24 protein-coding genes are annotated in these 23545 nt (G+C 49.0%); 16 read left to right on the top strand and 8 right to left on the bottom strand.

Translation table 11 applies throughout. The features are described from left to right. Window positions 1–121: 121 nt before the first annotated feature. Window positions 122–1387, bottom strand: coding sequence for a metallophosphoesterase (locus tag VIM72_RS19160; RefSeq protein WP_332004428.1), 1266 nt, complete (start codon window positions 1385–1387; stop codon window positions 122–124). A 450-nt stretch (window positions 1388–1837) separates the two neighbouring features. On the opposite strand from VIM72_RS19160, the gene VIM72_RS19155 reads away from it, so the two are divergent. From VIM72_RS19155 to VIM72_RS19115, 9 genes are all read left to right on the top strand, one after another. After that, on the top strand, window positions 1838–2518 hold the full coding sequence (locus VIM72_RS19155) for a metal-dependent hydrolase (protein WP_332004427.1): 681 nt from the start codon (window positions 1838–1840) through the stop codon (window positions 2516–2518). A gap of 67 nt (window positions 2519–2585) precedes the next feature. Continuing rightward, a complete protein-coding gene (locus VIM72_RS19150) occupies window positions 2586–3407 on the top strand; it encodes an AAA family ATPase (protein WP_325643835.1) in 822 nt (273 codons plus the stop codon). Next, complete coding sequence (locus VIM72_RS19145; protein ID WP_332004426.1) at window positions 3391–4308, top strand: ParB/RepB/Spo0J family partition protein; 918 nt, start codon at window positions 3391–3393, stop codon at window positions 4306–4308. The genes VIM72_RS19150 and VIM72_RS19145 overlap by 17 nt, the downstream gene beginning before the upstream one ends. A 40-nt stretch (window positions 4309–4348) precedes the next feature. Further along, entirely contained in the window at window positions 4349–5008 is a 660-nt protein-coding gene (locus VIM72_RS19140; RefSeq protein ID WP_332004425.1) for a DUF5683 domain-containing protein, read from the top strand. 42 nt (window positions 5009–5050) lie between these two features. Further along, window positions 5051–5770 (top strand): 4-hydroxy-tetrahydrodipicolinate reductase, encoded by a 720-nt coding sequence (dapB, locus tag VIM72_RS19135; protein WP_332004424.1) that lies wholly within the window; start codon window positions 5051–5053, stop codon window positions 5768–5770. 151 nt (window positions 5771–5921) lie between these two features. Further along, window positions 5922–6341, top strand: a complete 420-nt coding sequence (locus VIM72_RS19130; RefSeq protein WP_142683316.1) for an RrF2 family transcriptional regulator — start codon at window positions 5922–5924, stop codon at window positions 6339–6341. A gap of 408 nt (window positions 6342–6749) precedes the next feature. After that, entirely contained in the window at window positions 6750–7433 is a 684-nt protein-coding gene (locus VIM72_RS19125; protein ID WP_142683318.1) for a phosphoadenylyl-sulfate reductase, read from the top strand. A 35-nt stretch (window positions 7434–7468) separates the two neighbouring features. Next, the gene (gene cysD, locus VIM72_RS19120) at window positions 7469–8377 is read left to right on the top strand and encodes a sulfate adenylyltransferase subunit CysD (protein WP_332004423.1); all 909 of its coding nucleotides are present in this window, start codon (window positions 7469–7471) and stop codon (window positions 8375–8377) included. A gap of 80 nt (window positions 8378–8457) precedes the next feature. Continuing rightward, a complete protein-coding gene (locus VIM72_RS19115; RefSeq protein ID WP_332004422.1) occupies window positions 8458–9705 on the top strand; it encodes a sulfate adenylyltransferase subunit 1 in 1248 nt (415 codons plus the stop codon). Window positions 9706–9945: 240 nt separating this feature from the next. Here the strand turns inward: VIM72_RS19115 and VIM72_RS19110 are convergent, their stop codons facing one another. Next, a complete protein-coding gene (locus tag VIM72_RS19110) occupies window positions 9946–10884 on the bottom strand; it encodes an NAD-dependent epimerase/dehydratase family protein (RefSeq protein ID WP_332004421.1) in 939 nt (312 codons plus the stop codon). 244 nt (window positions 10885–11128) lie between these two features. Between VIM72_RS19110 and kdsA the strand changes: the two genes are divergently transcribed. Together kdsA and VIM72_RS19100 are read left to right on the top strand one after the other, a co-directional pair. Then, a complete protein-coding gene (gene kdsA, locus VIM72_RS19105; RefSeq protein ID WP_181785016.1) occupies window positions 11129–11950 on the top strand; it encodes a 3-deoxy-8-phosphooctulonate synthase in 822 nt (273 codons plus the stop codon). A 119-nt stretch (window positions 11951–12069) separates the two neighbouring features. Further along, the gene (locus VIM72_RS19100; protein ID WP_332004420.1) at window positions 12070–12465 is read left to right on the top strand and encodes a hypothetical protein; all 396 of its coding nucleotides are present in this window, start codon (window positions 12070–12072) and stop codon (window positions 12463–12465) included. Between the two features lie 73 nt (window positions 12466–12538). Here the strand turns inward: VIM72_RS19100 and VIM72_RS19095 are convergent, their stop codons facing one another. Further along, a complete protein-coding gene (locus VIM72_RS19095) occupies window positions 12539–12760 on the bottom strand; it encodes a PspC domain-containing protein (protein WP_089894158.1) in 222 nt (73 codons plus the stop codon). Window positions 12761–12977: 217 nt separating this feature from the next. Between VIM72_RS19095 and VIM72_RS19090 the strand changes: the two genes are divergently transcribed. The 3 genes from VIM72_RS19090 (at window position 12978) to VIM72_RS19080 (ending at window position 16534) form a co-directional block, all read left to right on the top strand. After that, window positions 12978–15248 (top strand): aconitate hydratase, encoded by a 2271-nt coding sequence (locus VIM72_RS19090; protein ID WP_332004419.1) that lies wholly within the window; start codon window positions 12978–12980, stop codon window positions 15246–15248. 80 nt (window positions 15249–15328) lie between these two features. Continuing rightward, window positions 15329–15943 (top strand): hypothetical protein, encoded by a 615-nt coding sequence (locus tag VIM72_RS19085; RefSeq protein ID WP_332004418.1) that lies wholly within the window; start codon window positions 15329–15331, stop codon window positions 15941–15943. 9 nt (window positions 15944–15952) lie between these two features. Continuing rightward, window positions 15953–16534 (top strand): TIGR00730 family Rossman fold protein, encoded by a 582-nt coding sequence (locus tag VIM72_RS19080; RefSeq protein WP_332004417.1) that lies wholly within the window; start codon window positions 15953–15955, stop codon window positions 16532–16534. Here the strand turns inward: VIM72_RS19080 and VIM72_RS19075 are convergent. Both VIM72_RS19075 and VIM72_RS19070 read right to left on the bottom strand, forming a co-directional pair. Next, complete coding sequence (locus VIM72_RS19075; protein WP_332004416.1) at window positions 16531–17580, bottom strand: DUF4421 domain-containing protein; 1050 nt, start codon at window positions 17578–17580, stop codon at window positions 16531–16533. The two genes, VIM72_RS19080 and VIM72_RS19075, sit on opposite strands and share 4 nt — an antisense overlap. Before the next feature lie 30 nt (window positions 17581–17610). Next, window positions 17611–18099 carry a metallophosphoesterase family protein gene (locus tag VIM72_RS19070; RefSeq protein ID WP_332004415.1) on the bottom strand — a complete coding sequence of 163 codons (489 nt, stop codon included), beginning with the start codon at window positions 18097–18099 and terminating at the stop codon, window positions 17611–17613. Window positions 18100–18135: 36 nt separating this feature from the next. Here VIM72_RS19070 and purU point away from each other — a divergent pair, with 36 nt between their 5' ends. Continuing rightward, window positions 18136–19005, top strand: coding sequence for a formyltetrahydrofolate deformylase (gene purU, locus VIM72_RS19065; RefSeq protein WP_332004414.1), 870 nt, complete (start codon window positions 18136–18138; stop codon window positions 19003–19005). A 33-nt stretch (window positions 19006–19038) separates the two neighbouring features. After that, window positions 19039–19872, top strand: coding sequence for a CHAD domain-containing protein (locus VIM72_RS19060; protein WP_332004413.1), 834 nt, complete (start codon window positions 19039–19041; stop codon window positions 19870–19872). 30 nt (window positions 19873–19902) lie between these two features. Here VIM72_RS19060 and hutG read toward each other — a convergent pair whose 3' ends face one another. From hutG to hutU, 3 genes are all read right to left on the bottom strand, one after another. Then, on the bottom strand, window positions 19903–20907 hold the full coding sequence (hutG, locus tag VIM72_RS19055) for a formimidoylglutamase (RefSeq protein ID WP_332004412.1): 1005 nt from the start codon (window positions 20905–20907) through the stop codon (window positions 19903–19905). Beyond that, window positions 20904–22130, bottom strand: a complete 1227-nt coding sequence (hutI, locus tag VIM72_RS19050) for an imidazolonepropionase (protein WP_332004411.1) — start codon at window positions 22128–22130, stop codon at window positions 20904–20906. The genes hutG and hutI overlap by 4 nt, the downstream gene beginning before the upstream one ends. A gap of 247 nt (window positions 22131–22377) precedes the next feature. Further along, window positions 22378–23545 (bottom strand): urocanate hydratase (hutU, locus tag VIM72_RS19045; protein ID WP_332004410.1); only part of this gene is annotated, 1168 nt, incomplete at its 5' end.

The raw sequence follows: 23545 nt of genomic DNA, 5'->3' as shown, positions 1-23545 counted from the left end.
TGTAAAAGTACGTCGCTGCAATATAAGCGTAAATAAGAATTGTTTAACCCCACATCCCATGAATAGGACAAATGTGTGGTTAAACAATGCTTTTCTGTCGGTCAGTGCGCAGCGGCCGTCCTTATACCAGGTCTATCACCGTAATTTCGGGCAGGATACCCACTCTTCCGGGATATCCAAGGAATCCGAAGCCCCTGTTCACATACAGGAACTGTTCTCCTTTCTTATATAAGCCCGCCCATTCTTTATAGAAATACTGCGCAGGGCTCCATTTCAGCCCGGGTATCTCCACGCCGAACTGCATGCCATGGGTATGGCCTGCCAGCATCAGCGCAATGTCCGGGTATTCGGTACGTACCTGCGCATCCCAGTGGGTAGGGTCGTGCGACAACAATATCTTAAACGGTATATGCTCCGCTCCTTCATAAGCCCTTTTGAGGTCGCCATAGCGGGGGAAACGTTTAATAGCGCTCCAGTTTTCAATGCCTAGCAGGGCTATCTGCTCGCCGTTGCGGTCCAGGATCACATTTTCATTCATCATCAGCTTCCAGCCCAGTTTGCCGTGCACAGCTTTCAGGTCTTCCAGGTTCTGGTGCTGCAGGGCGCTGTAACCGTTGGCATTTTTATCGGGCCAGGGGTAATAATCGCCATAGTCGTGGTTCCCCAGGGTAGAGTACACGCCCATTGGCGCTTTTATCTCCCTGAACACATCCAGCCACTCTGCCATTTCCACTGCCCGGTCGTTTACCAGGTCGCCGGTAAACAATACCAGGTCCGGTTGCTGGTTGTTGATCATTTTAATCCCTTTCATTACCGCTTCCCTGTTGGCAAAGCTGCCTGAATGTATATCGGAGATCTGTACGATCCGCAGCCCCTTAAAGGAAGCCGGCAGATGTTTGAAAGCCATTTTGATCTTATGTACCCGGTAATTGTATTTGTTGGAGAAGCCGTACATGAGCGTGCCGAAAAAGGCGCCGCCGGTGATAAGGCCCAGGCGGTTAATGAACTGCGACCTGGATAAGCCGCTTACCGCCGGGCTGGGTGCTGCTGCCGGCGCAGTGCTGAACTTGCGGATCAGCCACAGTATGCCCCTGCGCAGGTCGTCGATCAGCAGGAACACCGTTACCAGCAGCTTGGCCACTACCAGGCCCATGAAAATGGCCATCAGGTAAGATTTCAGCGTAGGGTGCCAGCTATGCCAGTTGATATAAGGCAGTAAGGCGATCATCAGCACACAGGTAAGAGAAATAAACCAGTAAACGGAGTAGGTGATATTTCTTACCCTGGGGGCCGACATATACACCATGGCTCTTACAGCCTGGAAAACGTAAATATCCAGTAACAACAGGAAAACAATAAGTATAATGGAATTAAACCCGGGTCGCATTATAGAAATTTAATATAGATATATAATAGTTAAGCAATTTAACACAACTTACCTGGTCTGAAAAGTTAAAACGGCAGTTGTACTATTTCAAGACGAATAACAATGCCGGGAATTGTATGTTTTTATTTTTTTTTGTTGGAAAACGGGAAACAGTACATTTGTTGCCAACCGGCGTACGATAAATAATTTTAATATTTTATTAATATATTAATCTTACCCCTGCTGAAACTGGGTAAAAATTAACCCGTTAATAGAGGATGGGACCCATTCTGCGAACAGTTTGTGTATAAATAAATATACTGCAGCACCCGAATTTTAGGTAATCGTTGTATTTTTGTCCGATTACGCTACTTTTAATAGAGTTACTTTTAGATATAGGTGTAGATTAATGACGGATGACGGAGAATAATCTCCCCGGAAGTTGTCATGAATTATTCAAATGGACTGATTATGAAGTATACTTGCTATGGACATTCCTGTTTTGCAGTGGAGATTATGGGGAAAACGATCCTTTTTGATCCTTTCATCACCCATAACGAGCTGGCGGCTAAGATAGATATCAATGCCATAAAGGCGGATTACATCTTTGTTTCCCATGGTCACGAAGACCATACGGCCGACCTGGTAACCCTGGCAAAACGGACCAATGCCACTGTAGTATCCAATTTTGAAATAGTGACCTGGGCGGGTAAACAGGGAATTGAAAAATTACATCCCATGAATACCGGCGGCAAATGGAAGTTTGAGTTTGGAACGGTAAAATGCGTAGTGGCACAGCACTCCAGCAGTTTACCGGATGGCGCCTACGGCGGAAATCCCATGGGCTTCATATTTATGACAGACGAAGGGAACTTCTATTATGCCGGCGATACTGCGCTTACATTGGATATGGAGCTGATACCAGGCATTTCCTCGCTGGATTTTGCCATACTGCCTATCGGCGATAATTTCACAATGGGTATTGAAGATGCCATTGCAGCTGCTGAATTGATAGAATGTGATAAAATAATCGGCGTACACTACAACACATTCGGCTACGTTAAGATTGATACCAACGAAGCAAAAATGCAGTTTATTGATGCCGGGCTTGAACTGATATTACCCGAAATTGGTAGTACCATAGAGGTTTGAGGAAGAAGTGATCATTGCTGATTTATCCTTTATCCTATAAATAACCTTTGAATTTTTAAATTACACAATGGCTAGAATAATCGCAATCGCTAACCAGAAAGGTGGCGTAGGAAAAACTACAAGTGCAATAAACCTGGCAAGCAGCCTGGCTGTGCTGGAATTTAAGACACTGCTGGTTGACGCCGACCCGCAGGCAAACAGCACCACGGGGCTGGGTTTCGACCTGCGCAATGTGCAGCAGAGCTTGTACGATTGTATGGTGAACGATGTGCAGGCCAAAGATGTGATCCTGGAATCAGATACTCCCAACCTGAAAGTATTGCCTTCTCATATAGACCTGGTAGGCGCTGAACTGGAGCTTATCAATCACCCTAACCGGGAAAGAGTGATGAAACAGGTGATCGACTCTGTGGAAGCAGATTACGACTTCGTGATCGTTGACTGCTCCCCTTCCCTGGGCCTTATCACCGTAAACGCCCTCGTAGCCTCCAACTCTGTGATCATCCCCGTTCAGTGCGAGTTCTTTGCACTGGAAGGTCTGGGCAAATTACTTAATACCATCAAAATTGTACAAAGCCGCCTGAATATAGAACTGGAAATTGAAGGTATCCTGATGACCATGTACGATGGTCGCCTGCGCCTCAGCAACCAGGTGGTGGATGAAGTAAAACAACACTTTGAAGAAAGCGTGTTCAATACTATCATTCACCGTAACACCAAACTGGGAGAGGCTCCCAGCTTTGGTAAATCCGTTATTATGTACGATGCTGCCAGTACAGGCGCTATTAATTACCTGAACCTGGCCAAGGAGATCCTGCAAAAACATAACTTCACTAAAATTACATCTAAAGACAAAATCCTAGCTATAAACGATGACCAATCCAAGTAAGAAAGAAGCGTTGGGTAAAGGCATCCGCTCTCTGCTTCAAAATATCGATACAGATCTGAAGCAAACTGCCGGCGCCCTGGGTGATAAAGTAGTAGCTGCCGCTACAGGCATTGAACGCATATCACTGGATCTGATTGTAACCAATCCGAAACAGCCGCGTCGCGACTTTGATGAAGTTTCCTTACAGGAGTTAAGCCAGTCCATCAAACTGCATGATGTGATCCAGCCCATCACCGTGGCCAGGGTCAACGCCAAAAAATTCCAGCTCATCGCCGGGGAACGGCGACTGAGAGCCAGTAAACTGGCCGGGCTGAAAGATATCCCCGCATACATCCGCCAGGTAAACGACCAGGAGCTCCTGGAACTTGCCCTGCTGGAAAACCTGCAAAGGGAAAACCTGAATGCCATCGAGGTAGGTCTCAGCTATAAAAGGCTCATGGAAGAATGCAGCCTCACCCAGGAACAGGTGGCCGACCGCATGGGCAAAGAAAGAAGCACCGTCACCAACTATATACGCCTGCTCAAATTGCCGCCGGATATCCAGGTAGCCGTTCGCAACGGCCAGCTCAGCATGGGCCATGCCCGTGTGCTGACCGGCGTGGAAAACGTGGAAAACCAACTCTTCCTGTACAACGAAATCCTGAAAAACGGGTTGTCTGTACGGCAAACAGAAGAACTGGCGCGTAATATTAACCAGGCCGACAAAAATCATCCGCAAAAAGCAGCCAAGGTAAAACTGCCGCCTGCTTTCCAGAAAATACAGGACAAGCTTGCCTCCCACTTCTCCACCAAAGTAAAGCTGGATAGGGGAAAAAGCGGCAAAGGCAGTATTTTAATTGAATTCTATTCGGATGAAGAGCTGGATAGTATCCTGGAAAAAATAGATCTATACGGTGGCTAATAAGGCTCAATACATATTTCATTCACTACGGTACGCTTTATTGTTCTTGGTTGCAGTGGCTATGGCAGCGCCTTTACACGCACAACAGGATACCCTGCGCCCCATCGCCAAAACAATGGATACCGTTATCCGGCCCATTCCTGCGCCCGGTACGGACACCGTTAAAGCCAACAAAGCCATCTTTACCGACAGCGCTTACGTGCCTGATTCCAAACTCCCCCACAGTCCCCGTAAAGCAGCCCTTTACTCTGCTGTGGTACCGGGCCTCGGTCAGGCATACAATAAAGAATACTGGAAAATTCCGCTCGTTTACGCCGCCATTGGTACCACTGTTTACTTCTTTGTGGATAACATGAAAACCTACAAGCTGTACCGTGATGCCTACCGCCTCCGGGTAGACGGCAACCCGGATACCAACGATACCAGCCCGTATACCAAACCTTATGATACAGAATCACTTAAAGTGGGCCGCGACCAGTTCCGGCAGTATGTGGATTATTCCGTGCTGTTCTTTATCCTGGCTTATGGTGTAAACATTATAGACGCCACCGTATTTGCGCATCTGCGTAACTTCGATATGTCGGATGATCTCAGTATGCGCGTATCTCCTATGCTGATCAACAACCGTACACTGGGCATCGGCGTAAATATTTCCTTCGGCGGTAAAAAGGGAAAAAGCCGTTACTTCGCAGGCCGCTGATCTTCACAAACACATCAACTTAAAATACAACTTTCAAGGGTCATGAAAATAGCGCTCATCGGATATGGTAAAATGGGACAGGCAATAGATGCTATTGCTACTGCCAAAGGTCATGAAATAATACTCCGGGTGGATATTAACAGTAAACACCTGCTGGAAAAAGAGCACCTCTCACAGGCGGATGTAGCTATCGAGTTTACCACTCCTGAAACAGCCTACCACAATATCTTAAAATGCTTCGATGCCAATGTGCCGGTAGTTTCCGGTACCACCGGCTGGCTGGATAAACTGCCGGAAATAAAGGCGCTCTGCCAGGAAAAGCACCAGGCATTCCTTCATGCCACCAACTTCAGCATAGGTGTAAATATCTTCTTTGAACTGAACAAGAAACTGGCAGCCCTCATGGCCGGCCAGCCGCAATACAACGTGAAGATGGAAGAGATCCATCATACCCAGAAAAAAGATGCGCCAAGCGGTACCGCCCTCACACTGGCAGAGCAGGTACTGGCATCTGTGACCCGTAAAACCGGATGGGTAAACGAAGACAGCGATCAACCGGAAACACTGCCTATCATTTCCAAAAGGATAGATCCGGCGCCGGGTACACATACCGTTAACTATACTTCCGCTATCGACGATATCACCATCACCCATACCGCCCACTCCCGCGAAGGCTTTGCCGCCGGCGCCGTAGTAGCGGCAGAATGGCTGAAAGGCAAAACCGGCGTGTTCACCATGCGGGATGTGCTGAACCTGGGATAGCAGCAACGATACCTTTTGGCGGCCGGAGCCCTTTCCGGTGGCTAAAAGCCAGCCACTCACTGCTGGCAGCTAAAAACTGCTTATCTTTGCAGGAATATAAAGTTAGCACCGAACTATAAGTTCATCCGTGGAGGGATGCAAAAAAGTCTGTATGTTATCAAAAAAAACGCAATACGCATTTCACGCATTAGTACACCTGGCAGAGAATGTAGATAAGGGCCCTATCCTTATATCCGAGATTGCACAGGAAAAAAATATTTCCATCAAATTCCTGGAAAACATTTTGCTGGAATTGAAGAATGCCGGCATCCTCGGCAGTAAAAAAGGGAAAGGCGGGGGATATTACCTCATGCGGCCTCCAAAAGAGATCGCCCTGGCCAAGATCATCCGCCTGCTCGATGGTCCGATTGCGCTGCTCCCATGCGTAAGCCTCAACTACTACGAGCGTTGCGAGAACTGCCGCGACGAAGCGGTATGCGGCCTTAACGAAGTAATGGGCCGCGTTAGGGACTCTGCCCTCAAGATCCTTGAAAATAAAACACTGAAAGATATTCTGACCAGGAATAGCTAATCAGGGTTGAAAATATCAAAGCCGGCCACTAAGCCGGCTTTTCCGCTCCTGTAAAGGGTTTCGTGATCAAGTCCACCTTCCCTCCACCTTCTGTCCACTTGCACAGCCCGGCTACTCCTACCGCTATCCCAGTCCGAAGCAAGTCCTGTCCGTTAACTAATCCCCCAGCTCTTAACCGCCAATTAATCATTATAATCATCCTAATCCTGAGTCAGACAACATCCGCGTAGTCGCCGAAGGCGACTAATCACCCCCTGCTTCTCCGCCCCCACAGCTCATCTTCCCAAAAGAAATAATTTTTTACATTATTAGTCTATCTTTTTTATAGGTTTTATGTATTTTTGTTGCAGGAGTGACCGTAATTGCTCCGCTGGCACTAGACATATCAATTCAATAAGGAAGATCTACATGACAGACATTACCACCGCGCTGGTCAACAAACCAGTGGAGGAGGCCATACAGTACCTGCTGGAACAATACCCCGGCGCTGTAGCATTCTCTACTTCTTTTGGCCAGGAAGACCAGGTAATATCAGATATTATCTGGCGTAACCAATTGCCGGTTAGAGTTTTTACCCTGGACACGGGCCGCCTCTTTCAGGAAACGTACGATGTAATGGACCTTACCATGGCCCGTTATAAACAGCCTGTAGAAGTGTATTACCCCGATACCAAAGCAGTAGAAAAACTGATTTCCGCCAAAGGCCCCAACAGCTTTTACGAATCCGTGGAAAACCGCAAGGAATGTTGCGGCATCCGCAAAATTGTTCCCCTCAACAGGGCGCTGGAAGGCGTAAAAGTCTGGATCACCGGCCTCCGGGCAGAACAATCCGAAAACAGGCAGGGCATGGAAATCCTTGAATGGGACGAACACCGCCATCTCTACAAATTCAACCCGTTGATCCACTGGGGCTACGACGAAGTGCTGGCCTACCTGGAGCAACATAAAGTGCCTTACAACAAGCTGCACGACAAAGGCTTTATCAGCATAGGCTGCGCTCCCTGTACACGCGCCATCGAACCGGGAGAAAATCCACGCGCCGGCCGCTGGTGGTGGGAACAGTCGCAGAAGGAATGCGGACTGCACGGATAACAAATATTAGCTTTTTGAATAAATTATTATAGTCCATGACTAATAAGATAAATTGGGAATTTCCTCAGGCACTGGAAGATGAAGCCATTTACATACTTCGCGAAACAGTAGCACAGTTTGAAAAACCGGTGCTCCTGTTCTCCGGCGGTAAGGATTCAATTACACTCGTACGACTGGCACAGAAAGCATTTTACCCCGGTAAAATACCTTTCTCCCTGCTGCATGTGGACACCGGCCACAATTTCCCGGAAACCATCCAGTTCCGCGACTGGCTCGTGGATACACTCGGACTGGATATCATCATCCGTAATGTTCAGGACAGTATCGACCAGGGTAAAGCCCAGGAAGAAACCGGTAAATATGCCAGCAGGAACGCACTGCAAACCGTGACCCTCCTCGACGCCATCGAAGAAGGCAAGTTCGACGCCTGCATAGGCGGCGCCCGCAGGGATGAAGAAAAAGCCCGCGCCAAGGAAAGGATCTTCTCGGTAAGAGATGAATTCGGTCAATGGAACGCCAAAATGCAACGCCCCGAACTGTTCGATATCCTCAACGGTAAAATCAATATCGGCGAAAACGTGCGCGTATTCCCTATCTCCAACTGGACAGAACTGGACGTATGGAACTACATCGTCCGCGAAAAACTGGAGATCCCGTCTATCTACTTCTCCCACGAAAGGGAAATCATAGAACGCGATGGTCTTTACTGGCCTTACTCCTCTTTCCTCAATACCACTGCCGACGAAGTGCCGTTCCGCCAGAAAGTACGCTTCCGTACCGTAGGCGATATGACCTGTACTGCCGCCGTATTATCTGAAGCAGATAAACTGGAAGACATCATTGCTGAAATCATGGAAGCAAAGATCTCTGAACGTGGCGCACGTATAGACGATAAACGCTCTGAAGCCGCCATGGAAAAGAGAAAACAGGCAGGATACTTCTAACAGCATTTCCTGTTATACACACTTAACTTAATTGAACACATCTTTCAACGCCCGGCGCTGAAAGCAAAAAAATAAAAATAATGGAGGTTTTACGTATAGCCACTTCCGGTAGTGTAGACGATGGTAAAAGTACCTTAATAGGCCGTTTATTATACGATACCAATTCTATTCCGCAAGATAAAATGGAAGCGCTCCACGCTGCCAGCAAACGCAAAGGACTGGATTTTACCGACCTGTCGTTGCTCACCGACGGACTGGTAGCAGAACGCGAACAGGGAATTACGATAGATGTAGCCCATATCTATTTCTCCACCCCTACCCGTAAATACATCATTGCCGATACCCCCGGGCATATTGAATATACCCGCAACATGGTTACCGGCGCCTCCAATGCACAGGTATCCCTGATCCTTATAGACGCCCGCAGGGGCATCGTGGAACAAACCCACCGCCACTTCTTCATTGCTAACCTCCTGCGTATTCCCTACCTGGTGGTTTGCGTTAATAAAATGGACCTGGTTGATTACAGTGAAGCCCGCTTTAACCAGATCGTGGAAGATTTCCAGCAAATGCTTCATAATGCAGGATTCAAAGGACAGGAAGTGAAGTTTATTCCCATCTCCTCCCTGTATGGTGAAAACGTGGCCAGCCGCACCGGCGCTATCAACTGGTACAACGGCAGTACCCTGCTGGAATACCTGGAGCAGGTATCTTTTGATCATGAAGACAACAGTCACCCTGCCCGCTTTCCCATTCAAAGCGTGATCCGCCCGAGAACCACCGAATACCACGATTTCCGCGGCTTTGCGGGTAAAGTGGCCAGCGGGCACTTCTCTGTAGGCGATGAAGTGGTTTCCCTGCCCTCCGGGCAAAAAAGCCGCATCAAAACCATCGAGCAATTTGAGAAACAACTAACGGTGGCGCATGCACGTGAAAGCGTGGTGATCACCCTGGAAGGTGAAATAGACAGCAGTCGCGGTAACATGCTCGTGAAAACAAACGAAGCACCACAACAACTGAAAGAAATAAGCGCCAACATCTGCTGGATGGACCAGTTGCCGCTTGCTGCCGGTAAAACCTACCTGCTGCAGCACGGCGTGAACCGTGTGAAAGCAAAAGTACTGCAGATCAACTATGTAACAGATGTGACCAACCACGTACAGGTAACAGATAAAACTTCCATGACATTGAATGATATCGGCCGTATCACGCTGAAAACAGCTGCGCCGGTATTCGCAGATCCTTATGAGAAGAACCCTGCCAATGGCGCCTTCATTCTCATCGACGAATTCAACAACACTACAGTAGCTGTGGGGTTTATTGAATAGGGTGCAGCGGAGGGGATCGCCTTCGGCGATTGTCTTGGAACACTGATTACGCTGATTTTGATGATTAGTTTGATTTTATTTTTTTGATTTTTATAATAACAAGGGAGATATATGCGAATGGTTCGCCTATATCTCCCTTAATTCTTTATGAAAGTCTAAAAAAATAAAATCAAACTAATCATCAAAATCAGCGTAATCAGTGTTCCAAGACAAAATTCGCACCGCCGAAGGCGGTAAGCATTATATATGCGCCAGCATATCTTTTGTCATGGCTTCGAGGTCGAACTCGGGCTTCCAGCCCCAATCGGCGCGCGCCTGGCTGTCGTCGATGCTGTTGGGCCAGCCGTCAGCAATCTGCTGGCGGTAATCCGGCTGGTACGACATGGTAAAGGCAGGAATGTGTTTCTTGATTTCAGCGCCTATCTCCTTAGGGGAGAAGCTCATGGCGCCTAAGTTATATGCGGAACGAACGGTGATCCTGGAGGCGTCTGCTTCCATCAGTTCAATGGTAGCACGGATGGCGTCCGGCATATACATCATAGGCAGGTAAGTGTTTTCAGACAGGAAGCTGGTGTATTGCTGGTGCTCTTTCGCATCGTGGAAAATTTCGATGGCGTAATCCGTGGTACCTCCGCCGGGCGCTGATTTGTAGCTGATCAGCCCGGGATAACGCAGGCTCCTCACATCCACGCCGAAACGGTGATTATAATATTCGCACCAACGCTCGCCGGCAAATTTACTGATCCCATAAATGGTGGTAGGCTCAATAATAGTATGCTGCGGTGTTTCCTGCGCCGGGGAATTAGGCCCGAATACGGCAATAGAGCTGGGCCAGTATACTTTATCAAGGTTCTCTTCTTTGGCAATATCCAGCACATTCAACAGGCTTTGCATATTGATATGCCAGGCCAGCAACGGATTTTTTTCACCGGTGGCCGACAGGATCGCCGCCAGCAGATAGATCTGGGTGATATTATGACGGATCACCAGCACATGCAGCATCTCCTTGTTCATCACATCCAGCGATACATACGGACCGGTTCCCTTCAGCAGGTCGTGCTCCTCACGCAGATCCGAGGCCAGCACATTTGCATCCCCATACATCTTTCTCAGGGCCAGCGTCAGTTCCACGCCAATTTGTCCGCAGGCGCCAATAACCAGTATCTTATCTTTCTTCATACAAAAATATAATTGTAAGCTTTTTTAAATCGAAGCGTAATATTAACGGGTTCGCCGGTATTTCCACACACCCCGCCTCAGCGCATGACAATGCTATAACAATAAAATTAACAGCAGGTTATACATGTGGTTTTCGGATTACAATATCATGACAATCACTGTAAATGGTGTCGTTTAATCGCCTCCTTTGCCGGAGAATGCCTATCTTTGCACCTTCATTTAAATGACCCAATTTTTTCAAGATATGAAGCATTTAAAATCTTTGTTTAAAGAGCAGTACAACCCCGAAAATTTTTTCCTGATTGCGGGTCCGTGTGTGATAGAAGAAGAATCGATATTGATGGAAGTAGCGGAAAAAGTGACCACCATCTGTAAACGTTTAGCCATCCCTTATATTTTCAAAGCATCTTACCGTAAAGCCAACCGCACCAGCGTACATTCCTTCACAGGAATCGGCGATGTGGAAGGACTGGAACTGCTGCAGAAAATAGGCAAAACCTTTAATGTTCCTGTTACTTCAGATATTCACTCTGCCGCAGAAGCTGCAATGGCAGCCGCTTACGTGGATGTGCTGCAGATTCCTGCCTTCCTTTGCCGCCAAACGGATATCCTGCTGGCTGCCGCCGAAACAGGTAAAGTGGTAAATGTAAAGAAAGGACAGTTCCTCAGCGGCGAATCCATGAAATTTGCCGTGGAAAAGATCAAAGGCGCAGGCAATGATCATATCATCCTTACCGAACGTGGTACCACCTTTGGCTACCAGGACCTGGTGGTGGATTATCGCAACATTCCTATCATGAAGCACCTGGGCGAACCGGTGGTAATGGACTGTACCCATTCCCTGCAACAGCCCAATCAAACCAGCGGCGTAACCGGCGGTAACCCGCAAATGATCAGTACCATTGCCAAAGCAGCTATTGCTACCGGGGCAGACGGCCTGTTCATTGAAACGCATCCCGACCCTTCCTGCGCAAAATCCGACGGCGCCAATATGCTCCGCCTGGATCTGCTGGAACCATTGCTGGAACAGCTGGTGGAACTTCGCCAGGTAGTAAGAAAGTTTTAAGACAAACGATATATATCATCAAAAGCTATTATCACCGGAAGGAGATAATAGCTTTTTCTTTACATGAAGCTTTGCACTTTTTTCAGTAAATTCATGAAACACATAAAACCCAGTTCACTATGATTAATATCCACGAATTAAAATCAGGTGATACCATTATCACAAATTATGGCGGGACAGAAAAGGAGGGAAAGATCCTGCAGGTAGATCATGAAGACAAAAAAGTGCTGGTGGCTACAGATGAGAATGAGTTCTGGTATGATCTCGATAACCTGGAGCCCATCCACCTGACCGAAGCCACCCTGCTGAAGCTCCAGTTTCATAAAGAGGAGTCTTCGCCGGCGGGTGGAACATTGTATGTGAGAGGGCCTTTTTCAATCCGTTGGTTCGAGGAAGGACATAATCCCCTCATGCAGCTGCATTACCGCGATGAAACCCGCAACCTCACAGCGCCTATCACGCTGAATGAGCTACAGAATCATTATCATGGTATGACGCTGTTTCATCTTGAATAAACGACAACAACTATAAAACAAAAGAGGTGGTTCACGGACAACGCGAACCACCTCTTTTAATTATATCAGTTACTTATAAATAGCGCAGCGGATTTCTCCTGGCATTCTGGATGTAATTCTTCATATTCACCCAAAAGGCAAGGATCATATATACAATGAGCGGGGAACCCATTGTCAGGAAAGTAGCATAGATGAAAAAGATGCGTATGCGGGATGTGGCTACTCCAAGTTTATCTCCTATAGCGGCACATACACCGAACGCCTTCCATTCCACGAAGTCTTTTATCCGGTTCATAAATCAAATTTATCAAATTCCGGCTGGAAAAACAAGGAAATTACCGCCGGCCGGCCATTCCCTGCGGCGCCACCGCACTGCCCCGGTTTTAAGGAACTGTTAAAGTACAGGAAGTTTATGCACAGTTGGCTATCTGTTAAGTATTTAATTTAAAAACTTGCTGATTTTAGTTAATTTTGCGAGCAATTTTTAACCGCTCTTAAATAATTTTTTTCCCATGGTGTTTGATATTGACATGATTAAAAAAGTGTATGCGGCACTCCCGGGTAAGGTGGAAGCTACCCGTAAAATGCTGGGTCGCCCGCTGACACTGGCTGAGAAGATTTTGTACGCACACTTGTATGCACCTACTACCACGCCCTACGAAAGAGGCAAATCCTATGTTGAATTTGCACCGGATCGCGTAGCAATGCAGGATGCAACTGCCCAGATGGCATTGCTCCAGTTTATGACCTGCGGTCGCGATAAAGTTGCGGTTCCCTCCACTGTTCACTGTGATCACCTCATTCAGGCAAAAGTAGGCGCTACAGAAGATCTGGCCACTGCTATTGACACCAATAAAGAAGTTTACGATTTCCTTTCCTCAATTTCTGATAAATACGGCATCGGTTTCTGGAAACCAGGCGCCGGTATCATTCACCAGGTAGTACTGGAAAACTATGCGTTTCCCGGTGGTATGATGATCGGTACCGACTCCCACACCCCCAATGCCGGCGGTTTAGGCATGGTGGCCATTGGTGTTGGCGGTGCCGACGCAGTAGACGTAATGGCTGGTTTACCCTGGGAACTGAAAATGCCAAAACTGATCGGTGTAAAACTGACAGGTAAAATGAGCGGCTGGACTTCCGCCAAAGATATTATCCTCAGAGTGGCAGGTATCCTCACCGTAAAAGGTGGTACCGGCGCTATCGTGGAATACTTCGGCGAAGGTGCAGACAGCTTCAGCGCTACCGGTAAAGCCACCATCTGTAACATGGGTGCTGAAATCGGCGCTACCTGCTCCCTCTTTGCATACGACAGCAAAATGGCCGAATACCTGAAAATCACCGGCCGCACAGAAGTGGCTGCCCTGGCTGATGAAGTAAGGGACCACCTCCGCCCGGATGCCGAAGTATATGCAGATCCTGCAAAATACTACGACCAGGTGATCGAAATCAACCTCGACGAACTGGAACCATATGTAAACGGTCCGTTCACCCCGGATCTGGCATGGCCTATCTCCAAATTTGCACAGGCAGTAAAAGAAAACAACTGGCCTGAAAAACTGGAAGTAGCCCTCATCGGTTCCTGCACTAACTCTTCCTACGAAGACATTTCCCGCTCTGCGTCCCTGGCCCGGCAGGCTATCGACAAACAACTGGAAATGAAATCAGAATATACCATCACTCCCGGATCTGAACTGGTACGCTATACCATCGAAAGAGACGGTTTGCTGAATACCTTCGACCAGGTAGGCGGCGTAGTACTGGCAAATGCCTGCGGTCCGTGCATCGGCCAGTGGGCACGTCATATCGACGATCCAAACCGTAAGAACTCTATCATCACTTCCTTCAACCGTAACTTTGCGAAAAGAAATGATGGTAACGCTTCTACCCACGCATTTGTGGCTTCCCCTGAAATCGTAACCGCACTGGCCATTGCAGGTGATCTTACCTTCAACCCACTGACCGATAAGCTGAAAAACAAAAACGGCGAAGAAGTAATGCTGGATGAACCGGTTGGTTATGAACTGCCTCCGAAAGGCTTTGCAGTAGAAGATGCCGGCTACCAGGCCCCTGCTGTTGACGGTAGCGGCGTTCAGGTGAAAGTATCCCCTACTTCCGACCGTTTGCAACTCCTGGAACCATTTGCTGCATGGGAAGGCACTGATCTGAAAGGACTGAAGCTCCTCATTAAGGCAAAAGGTAAATGTACTACGGATCATATCTCCATGGCAGGTCCATGGCTGAAATACCGCGGTCACCTGGACAATATCTCCAACAATATGCTCATTGGTGCGATCAACGCATTCAACGATAAAAGCGATACCGTTAAGAATGCCCTCACCGGCCAATACGGTGCTGTTCCGGCTACCATGCGCGACTACAAAGCACACGGCTTTGGCGCAGTAGTGGTAGGTGATGAAAACTATGGTGAAGGCTCCAGCCGCGAGCACGCTGCTATGGAACCCCGTCACCTCGGCGTTCGTGCCATCCTGGTGAAATCTTTCGCCCGTATCCACGAAACCAACCTGAAAAAACAAGGTATGCTGGGTCTGACCTTCGCTAACAAGGAAGATTATGACCTGATCCAGGAAGATGATACCATCGATATCCTGGGCCTTACCACCTTCGCTCCGGGCAAACAACTCACCGTTGTGCTTCATCACAAAGATGGCAGCACCAGTGAATTCCCTGTAAACCACACGTACAACGAACAACAGATCGAGTGGTTTAAAGCAGGAGGCGCCCTGAACGTGATCCGTGCGGAAGCTGCCAAAAAAGCTTAATACAAAGCTTTCACATACCAGGAACGGGCAGAAATCTTTTTCTGCCCGTTTCCTTTTTACAGCCACCCAAAAAGCGCCATATGCAATTAAACGCCATCTGGTCTTCCCTTCATCCAAATATCCCCGCAACATTGGTCGGCAGCTCCTATGCAGCTTTGCAGGGGGCCTATCAGTCGCCCGGCAGGTATTACCACAACTGGTTGCATATACAGCAGCTGGTAAGCCTGCAGCAGGCTTATGCACATCAGCTCACAGACCCGGAAGCAGTGCTCTTTGCCATCTTCTTCCATGATATTATTTACAACCCGCTGCAACCGGATAATGAGGAACAGAGCGCTGCCGCTGCGGTAGCCCATCTGCACAAAATCAATTATCCAACGGAAAAAACAGGCAAAATCAGCGATTTCATCATCGCCACCAAAACACATCTCAATACCCATCGCGACCCGGACCTGGACTACTTCCTGGATTTCGACCTGCAGATCCTGGGCGCTTCGCCGGAAATTTACCAGGCATACGCCAGGCAGATCAGGCAGGAATACCAGGTATACCCGGATAATGTATATATACCGGGACGCAAAAAAGTATTGCAGCATTTCCTGGATATGCCTGTAATTTATGTAACGCCGGCCTTCCGGGAATTGTATGAAACAACCGCCCGGAGCAACATCCAGGCAGAATTGAACACTTTATAACCAGAAGATATGAATCGAATTGTTGTTTATTGCGGCTCCAGCGCCGGCCACGACCCTGTTTACATGGAACAGGCTGCCCTGCTGGGCGCAACACTGGCCCAACGCGGCCTCACGCTGGTGTATGGCGGCGCCAAAGTAGGGCTCATGGGCGCTGTGGCAGATGGCGCCTTAAACGCGGGCGGCAAAGCCATCGGCGTACTGCCGCACTTCCTGCAGCAAAAAGAACTGGCGCATAACGGGCTTACAGAGCTGATCCTGGTAGATACCATGCACGAGCGCAAAACCAAAATGAATGAATTGTGCGATGGGGTGATTGCATTGCCGGGTGGTTTCGGCACCATGGAAGAACTGTTTGAAATGCTCACCTGGGGCCAGTTGGGCCTGCATAAAAAGCCGATCGGGTTGCTGAATGTAAACGGCTTTTACGATGCACTCACTGCGCTTTCACAAACCATGTTTGAAAAGGGTTTCCTCTCCGCAGAAAACCGCGATATGCTGCTTTGCAGCAACGATATCAGCGACCTGTTATCACAAATGGAAAGATACCAGCCACCGGCCCGGTCGAAATGGATCTCACCGGCGCAAAGCTAGATCGTTTTGGTTTTCCACAACGGCTTTTCCAGGGTGAAACGGCGCACCAGGCTTACCCTGAAATTGCCGGTACCAAAGGTCTGGTACGTGTGCGGTATAGACATACCACTGCGGGTATTCATGCCTACGTAATGGATACCCGCAAAATAACGGCTGGAGTTATATCCCAGCGAAGCGCGCACGGTGTTGCTGAATTGCAGTCCCACTTTACGGCTCACATCCCCGTTTTCCAGGAACAATGATGTAATGTTGCCACCTAACCCACCGGTAACCGATAGCGATAAAAAGAAATGCTCCTTCAGCACAAAGGTATAGGCATAACCCACATTGGCGGCCAGGGAGTTAATACCGGTCTTATAATAATGCTCATCCCGTAAAAATGCGGTATCCGCCATATTGGTGGGGATAAGGGAAGAATCGCCCTTGATCCCGGCCAGGAACATTTCGCCGCCCACGATCAGTGAACCGGCGCTTTTCTTCTGGTATTCATTCTGCAGGTTGGGAGCGCGGTAAGAAAAACGTTTGTCGTTGAAGATATATCCCACATTCAGCCCGAAATCGATATTCCTGATGTCGGGCCGCCGTGGATAAGGATTTTGCGCGGTATAGGCTTTACCAAATACTTCCTCCGGATTGGCTATATAGTAGCCTTTATAATACTGCCCGTAAAAATCCACCACAATTTTGCGGAGGTATACATGCGACTGCAGATCAATATATTTGGTTTTACCATACCTGTCGTTGCTGTTGATAAGCGGCAGGTTAAATCCTATGTTAAGGCCCACAAACCGGTAGTTGGCGCCAAACCCAACGTTGAAGGGCGTATTGGGCCGGTACAGGATATCGGTTTTTGTTTTCCGGTCCATGATATCGTACCTGGTATACTTCCGGGAGCCATAGAGCCGGAAGGTGATATCTTCCGTATGATCTTCGATATACGTGGTATCATTTTCTGTTTTCAGCCATTTCAGGAATCTTCCCTGCGCCTTTGCCTGCGCAGCTCCCATTCCTAATATTACCAGCCATGCTAAAGTTCGTAGGTTCATAAACGTTGTAGGTTGAAACAATGTTGTTGATCAGGGAAGCTCTATTACTTCCAGTTGTTGAATATTACCTGCCTCCAGTTGAAAGCGCAGCAGCGTTTTTACCTTATGCCATCCTTGTTGCCCACATGCCCCGGGATTCATGTGTAACAAATGAAGTGCCGCGTCCGGCATTACTTTAAGAATGTGGGAATGCCCGCAGATAAAGAGTTTGGGAGGATGCTGTTTCAGCTGCTCTTTTACACCGGGGGCATATTTCCCCGGGTATCCACCAATATGTGTCATCATAACCTCTACTCCTTCCAGGGTGAAACGCAGGATCTCGGGGTAACGGATACGGATATCCGCCCCATCAATATTACCAAAAACGGCCCGGAAAGGCTTGAAATTTTCCAGTTTATCGGCTAATTCCACATTACCGATATCGCCGGCATGCCATATTTCATCTACTTCTTCAAAATATTTGAATACCTGCGGATGTAAATAGCTATGGGTATCCGACATCAGTCCTATCTTTTTCAAGGGAAAATTGTATTAATATTTATATTTTGGCAGTATATGTTAACACAAGAAATCCCTCATATCACCGCCTGTTTGCTTATTTGCTGTCCGGACCGGCCAGGCATTGTAGCCGGCGTTTCACAGTTCCTGTACCTGTTGGGTGCAAATATACTGGATGCAAGTCAACACAGTACTGATCCCCGGGAAGGATTATTTTTCATGCGCATGGAATTCCAGCTGGCCAACCTGGATAAAGCCGCGCTGGAAACGGCATTCAGGGAACAGGTAGCTATTCCCCTGCAAATGGAATGGAAAATAGACTACAGCGATCGCCGTAAGCGTATGGCTATCATGGTATCGGCTTATGATCATTGTTTGCTGGAATTATTATGGAGATGGAAAAGCGGTGAGCTGCCGGTAGATATACCGGTCGTGATCTCGAATCACGCGTCCCTGGAAAATGAATGCACCAGCCTGGGCATCCCTTTTCATTATCTTCCTGTTAACAGCGCTAACAAAGAGTTGCAGGAGCGGGACGCCATCCGGCTGCTGGAAGAGCATGGGGTAGATTTCACTGTGCTGGCCAGGTACATGCAGATCCTGTCGCCACAGTTTGTAAGCCGCTATCCCCAGCGGATCATCAATATCCACCACTCTTTCCTGCCCGCCTTTGCCGGTGCAAGACCTTACCTCAACGCCTATACGAGGGGGGTAAAGCTCATTGGCGCTACTGCTCACTACGTTACCAACGAACTGGATGAAGGCCCTATCATTGAACAGGATGTGGCCAGGGTAAGCCATAAACATACGGTGGAAGACCTGGTAATGCTGGGGCGCGATATTGAGCGGCAGGTGCTCACCCGGGCGGTGAAGGCCCATATCGATAACCGCGTGATCCTTCACGGGAACAAAACCATCGTATTCTGATCCCGGCGGTGAATTTTTCGTTAACTTAAAGGCATGCTACAAACTGCCTTATATCACTACCTCCGTAAGGAGTGCGATACCGTAACAGCCGCATACCATACCCTGCGGGAGGCTCCCGGCGATGCCGCGGCTATTCACGCCATGCGGGTAAGCGTAAAAAAACTGCGGGCATTCTTTTCGCTGGTAAAACAACTGCCGGATTATTCCTTCGGAACCGGTAAACACCTGCGCACCGCCAGGCTGATACAGTCTATAGGCGGCGCCTCCAGGGATACGCATCTCCAGGAAAAAAACCTGCGCAGCTATGAAAAAAAGGTATCGTGGCGCTTTTCATTTGCGCACCTGCTGCTGCAGAACAAAGCCGCCACCGCCAGTGAAATGCTCCAGGCTACGGTAAAATTTTCTTCCCTGAAAAAACTGGACACGCTGCCGGAAAGATTTAAAGAAGCAACGGCGGATATGGATCCCAAAGCCGCTACTGCAGCACTGATCAGCTACCTGCAGGAACAGCATAAAAAAATCACTGTGCCTGCCAGCAGGGCTCATCATACGGTATGGCATGAAGTACGGAAAGAAGTAAAGGCTTTATACTACCAGCTCAATATACTGGAACAGGTGCTGCCTGCGGTATTCACGGAAAACCTGGCCGCTCCTACCCGAAAAGCAGGCGAGCTGCTGGGGCAATGGCATGATACCAGCGAATTGTTATTGTTTGTAAAAGCAACCGTAGCACAGCTGAAGAAAGAAAAGACGGTGCTGCCTGTAAATGCGCAACAGCTGATACAGCTGCTGCAAATGGATATGAAGGAACAACTGGCGCAATGCGCCTGGCAGGTGAAGGAATTGAAAGCCGCGGGCGGCTTTTAGCGTACACCCGTTAAAGTAAACGGCTACACGCTAAAAAGCCTCTTCCCCGCTGTATGCCATTACGATCTCAAAAATCAGGGCCGCGGCCAGTTTCGCCGTACGGTTATCTATATCCAGCGAAGGATTTAACTCTGCAATATCGGCCCCCGCTACTTTCCCGCTTTGCAATATTTTACGGAAGCACTGGAGGAACAAACCTCCCGGCATAATACCGTTATAGGCTGTAGCGCTTACTCCCGGTGCAAACGGCGCAGCAAATACATCGAGGCAGGTGGTTAAATACACCTTATCCACCTGGCTGAGAAAGTGCTGTATGGCGGCAAACAGCGTGTCTTTATCCTGCAAATGAAAGGCATCGGCGCTTACATAGGTGGCTTCTTCCTCCCCTGCGGTAGTAAACAGCTGGCGGGTATTGCCATTTTTTTGTATGCCCAGGGCCAGGTAATGAAAAGGAGCGCCCTCCTGTTTGGCATCCTGCGCCAGTTGCCAGAAGCCGGTGCCAGAGCTGGCGCCTTCCGGTCCGGGTACACGGATATCAAAATGGGCATCAAAGTTAATGAACCCTGTTTTTTGTTTGCCGGCATAACGCCGGATACCACGGGCATGCCCATACGTAATTTCATGACCACCTCCCAGCAGCAGCGGCAGGTATCCCGCAGTGAGAATAGCATTTACTGCTTCGCTGAGCACCAGTTGCGCATTCTCCAGCTCCCCGTTGGTACAAAGAATATCCCCCGCGTCCAGTAACACCGTTTGTGCGTTGAAGTGAACGGGGAAATTGGCAATGGCTTTGCGCAATGCAGCCGGTCCTTCGGCAGCGCCGGTGCGGCCTTTGTTGCGGCGCACGCCTTCATCGCAGGCAAAGCCCAGTAATACAATCCCTTTTTGCCCTTGTTTCAGTACCGGTAACGGCGCCTGTAGCAGGTCCGTTACGGTGATCACCTGGTGCCAGCGCAGCAGGTCGGGATCCGTGCCATCGGTACGTCCGCTCCAGGAGGCTGCCGTGGCGGGCAGGTAGTTTTCCTTTGTTATCATACTACAATTCCTTTCTTCCATACCAGGACAGGCTTCATTTTGCCCTGGTAATAAAGTATATCACGGTAATCGGCGGTAGGATATGCCTGCATGTCTGCCGCATAGCCTGCCAGCAACTGGCCGGTATCTTTCAGTTGCAACGCCGGCGCTGCTCTTACGGTCATAGCGGCCAGCACTTCTGCGGTCGACAATTTTTCCGCGGCGCTCATCACAGCTGCCTCTATCAGCAAGTCGCCCATAGGCGCCGATCCCGGGTTCCAGTCGCTCGCAATGGCCACGCATGCACCTGCATTCAACAACCTGCGTGCCGGTGCATAGGCCATTCCAAGCCCCAGTGAAGCACCCGGCAAAACTACGGCAACCGTACCAGAATTTGCCAGCAAGGCAATTTCTTTTTCGCTGCTGGCTTCCAGGTGATCGGCAGATAATGCGCCGGTGCTCACGGCAACTTCGGCGCCGCCGGCGCTGAACTGGTCCGCATGCACGGTAGCTGCAAACCCTTGCTGCATGGCCTGTTGCAGGAAGGCAGTGGCGGCCTTTACAGAAAACGCAGTTTCTTCTATGAAAATATCCACCCGGTTGCTTAACTGCTCCTGTTGTATTACCGGCAGCAGTTCCGTTAACACCCATTGCAGGTAAGCCTCTTCACTACCTTCGTAATCACGGGGTTTCATATGCGCCGCCAGGCAGGTAGGGATCAGTGTGGCAGACGTGTGCACTGCCGCCTGTTGTATGGCGCGCAACATCTTTAGTTCGTCTTCCAGGTTCAAACCATAACCACTTTTTACTTCAATGGTGGTGACGCCTTCTGCCAGGTGGCGGTTGGCGCGGGCTACGGTATTTTCCGCGAGGGTAACTGCATCGGCTATACGCGTTTTGGTAACGGAGTCCCATATACCTCCGCCTGCACGGGCTATTTCCAGGTAACTTTTACCGGCAATGCGCATGGCATAATCGCGGTTACGGGTACCATCGTAACAAATGTGCGTATGACAATCAATAAATCCCGGCAATAAAACCAGCGGCGTATCCTGGAAAGCAATCTCGCAATCCGGGTATTTCTGCAGCAGCGATTTGTAATCCGCTATGGCTACTATCTCACCATTTTCCACCATTACCCCTCCTTTCTCTATCACGGTTAACTGCTCATCATGCAGGGCCCCTTTGAGCGGTAACCCGGTCATTGGCAGGATCTGGGCAAAAGGGCCGATTAATGTTTTCATGGGCAATTGATTAAAAGGTTTTCCGCGGATTTTGTCTGACTCAGGATTATGATGATTATACTGATTATACTGGTTTATTTTTTATTGGGGTTTTAAAATAATGGAAGAAAGAAGCGCTGTTTGGTTTTCTCTTTCATTACTATTAGTTCTTAAAAGAGAAATCAGGTAAAATCAAAAAGTAAACACAAAAAATAAAATCAAACTAATCAGTATAATCATCATAATCCTGAGTCAGACAAAACCCGCGTTAAATGCTGATATTAAATTTCTGTCCCCATTCCTGTGCCTTTTCATAACCGGCATCAGCATGACGGAAAATACCCAGTGCAGGATCGTTGAAAAGCACGCGGCGTAAGCACTCCGCTGCGCGGCCGGTACCATCTGCCAGCACTACCATGCCGGCATGCTGGGAATAGCCCATGCCCACGCCACCGCCATGATGGAAGGATACCCAGGTAGCGCCGCCACCGGTATTGGCCATCAGGTTCAGCAGGGTCCAGTCGCTCACAGCATCGGAGCCGTCTTTCATTGATTCTGTTTCCCGATTGGGAGACGCCACAGAGCCACAGTCGAGGTGATCACGGCCAATCACGATCGGCGCTTTCACTTTTCCCGTTCTCACCAGTTCATTGAAAATAAGACCGGCTTTCTCGCGTTCGCCCAGTCCCAGCCAGCAGATACGTGCAGGTAATCCCTGGAAAGCCACTTTTTCCTGCGCCTGTTTCAGCCAGTTGACCAGGTGGGTATTTTCCGGGAAAGCCTCCATCAGTGCGCGGTCTGTAGTGTAAATATCTTCCGGGTCGCCGGAAAGGGCTACCCAGCGGAAGGGGCCTTTTCCTTCGCAGAACAGCGGGCGTATATAGGCAGGCGTAAAGCCGGGGAAATTAAAGGCATTGGGCTCGCCACCCTCGCGCGCAAATTCCCGTAGATTATTGCCATAATCGAAAGTAACGGCGCCTTTCTGCTGCAGTTGCAACATAAAGCCTACATGGCGCGCCATGCTTTTAAGCGACAGCTCCCTGTATCTGGCGGCATCGCTCTTACGCAGTTCCAGGGCGGCTTCCAGGGTGAGTCCATTAGGGATATACCCGTTCAGCGGATCATGCGCGGAGGTTTGATCGGTGAGGATGTCTGGTGTAATATTATCTTTCAGCATTCTTTCCAGCATATCACCGGCATCGCTTACCAGGCCGATAGATAACGCTCCGCCTTTAGCCTGCGCTTCTTTCGCCCATTGAATGGCTTCTTCGTAGGAGTAAGTCATCCGGTCGATGTAGCGGGTATCCAGTCGTTTCTGGATACGTGCAGGATCAATATCAGCGCCAATAAACACGGCGCCGGCCATAGTAGCCGCCAGTGGCTGTGCGCCGCCCATGCCGCCAATACCGGCAGTTACCAGGAGCTTACCTGAAAGG

This window comes from Chitinophaga sp. (assembly GCF_036569185.1).
In the GTDB taxonomy this organism is placed as follows: Bacteria; Bacteroidota; Bacteroidia; order Chitinophagales; family Chitinophagaceae; genus Chitinophaga.
The sequence above is the reverse complement of the archived record's forward strand: the minus strand, read 5'-3'. Positions and strand labels throughout refer to the sequence as shown.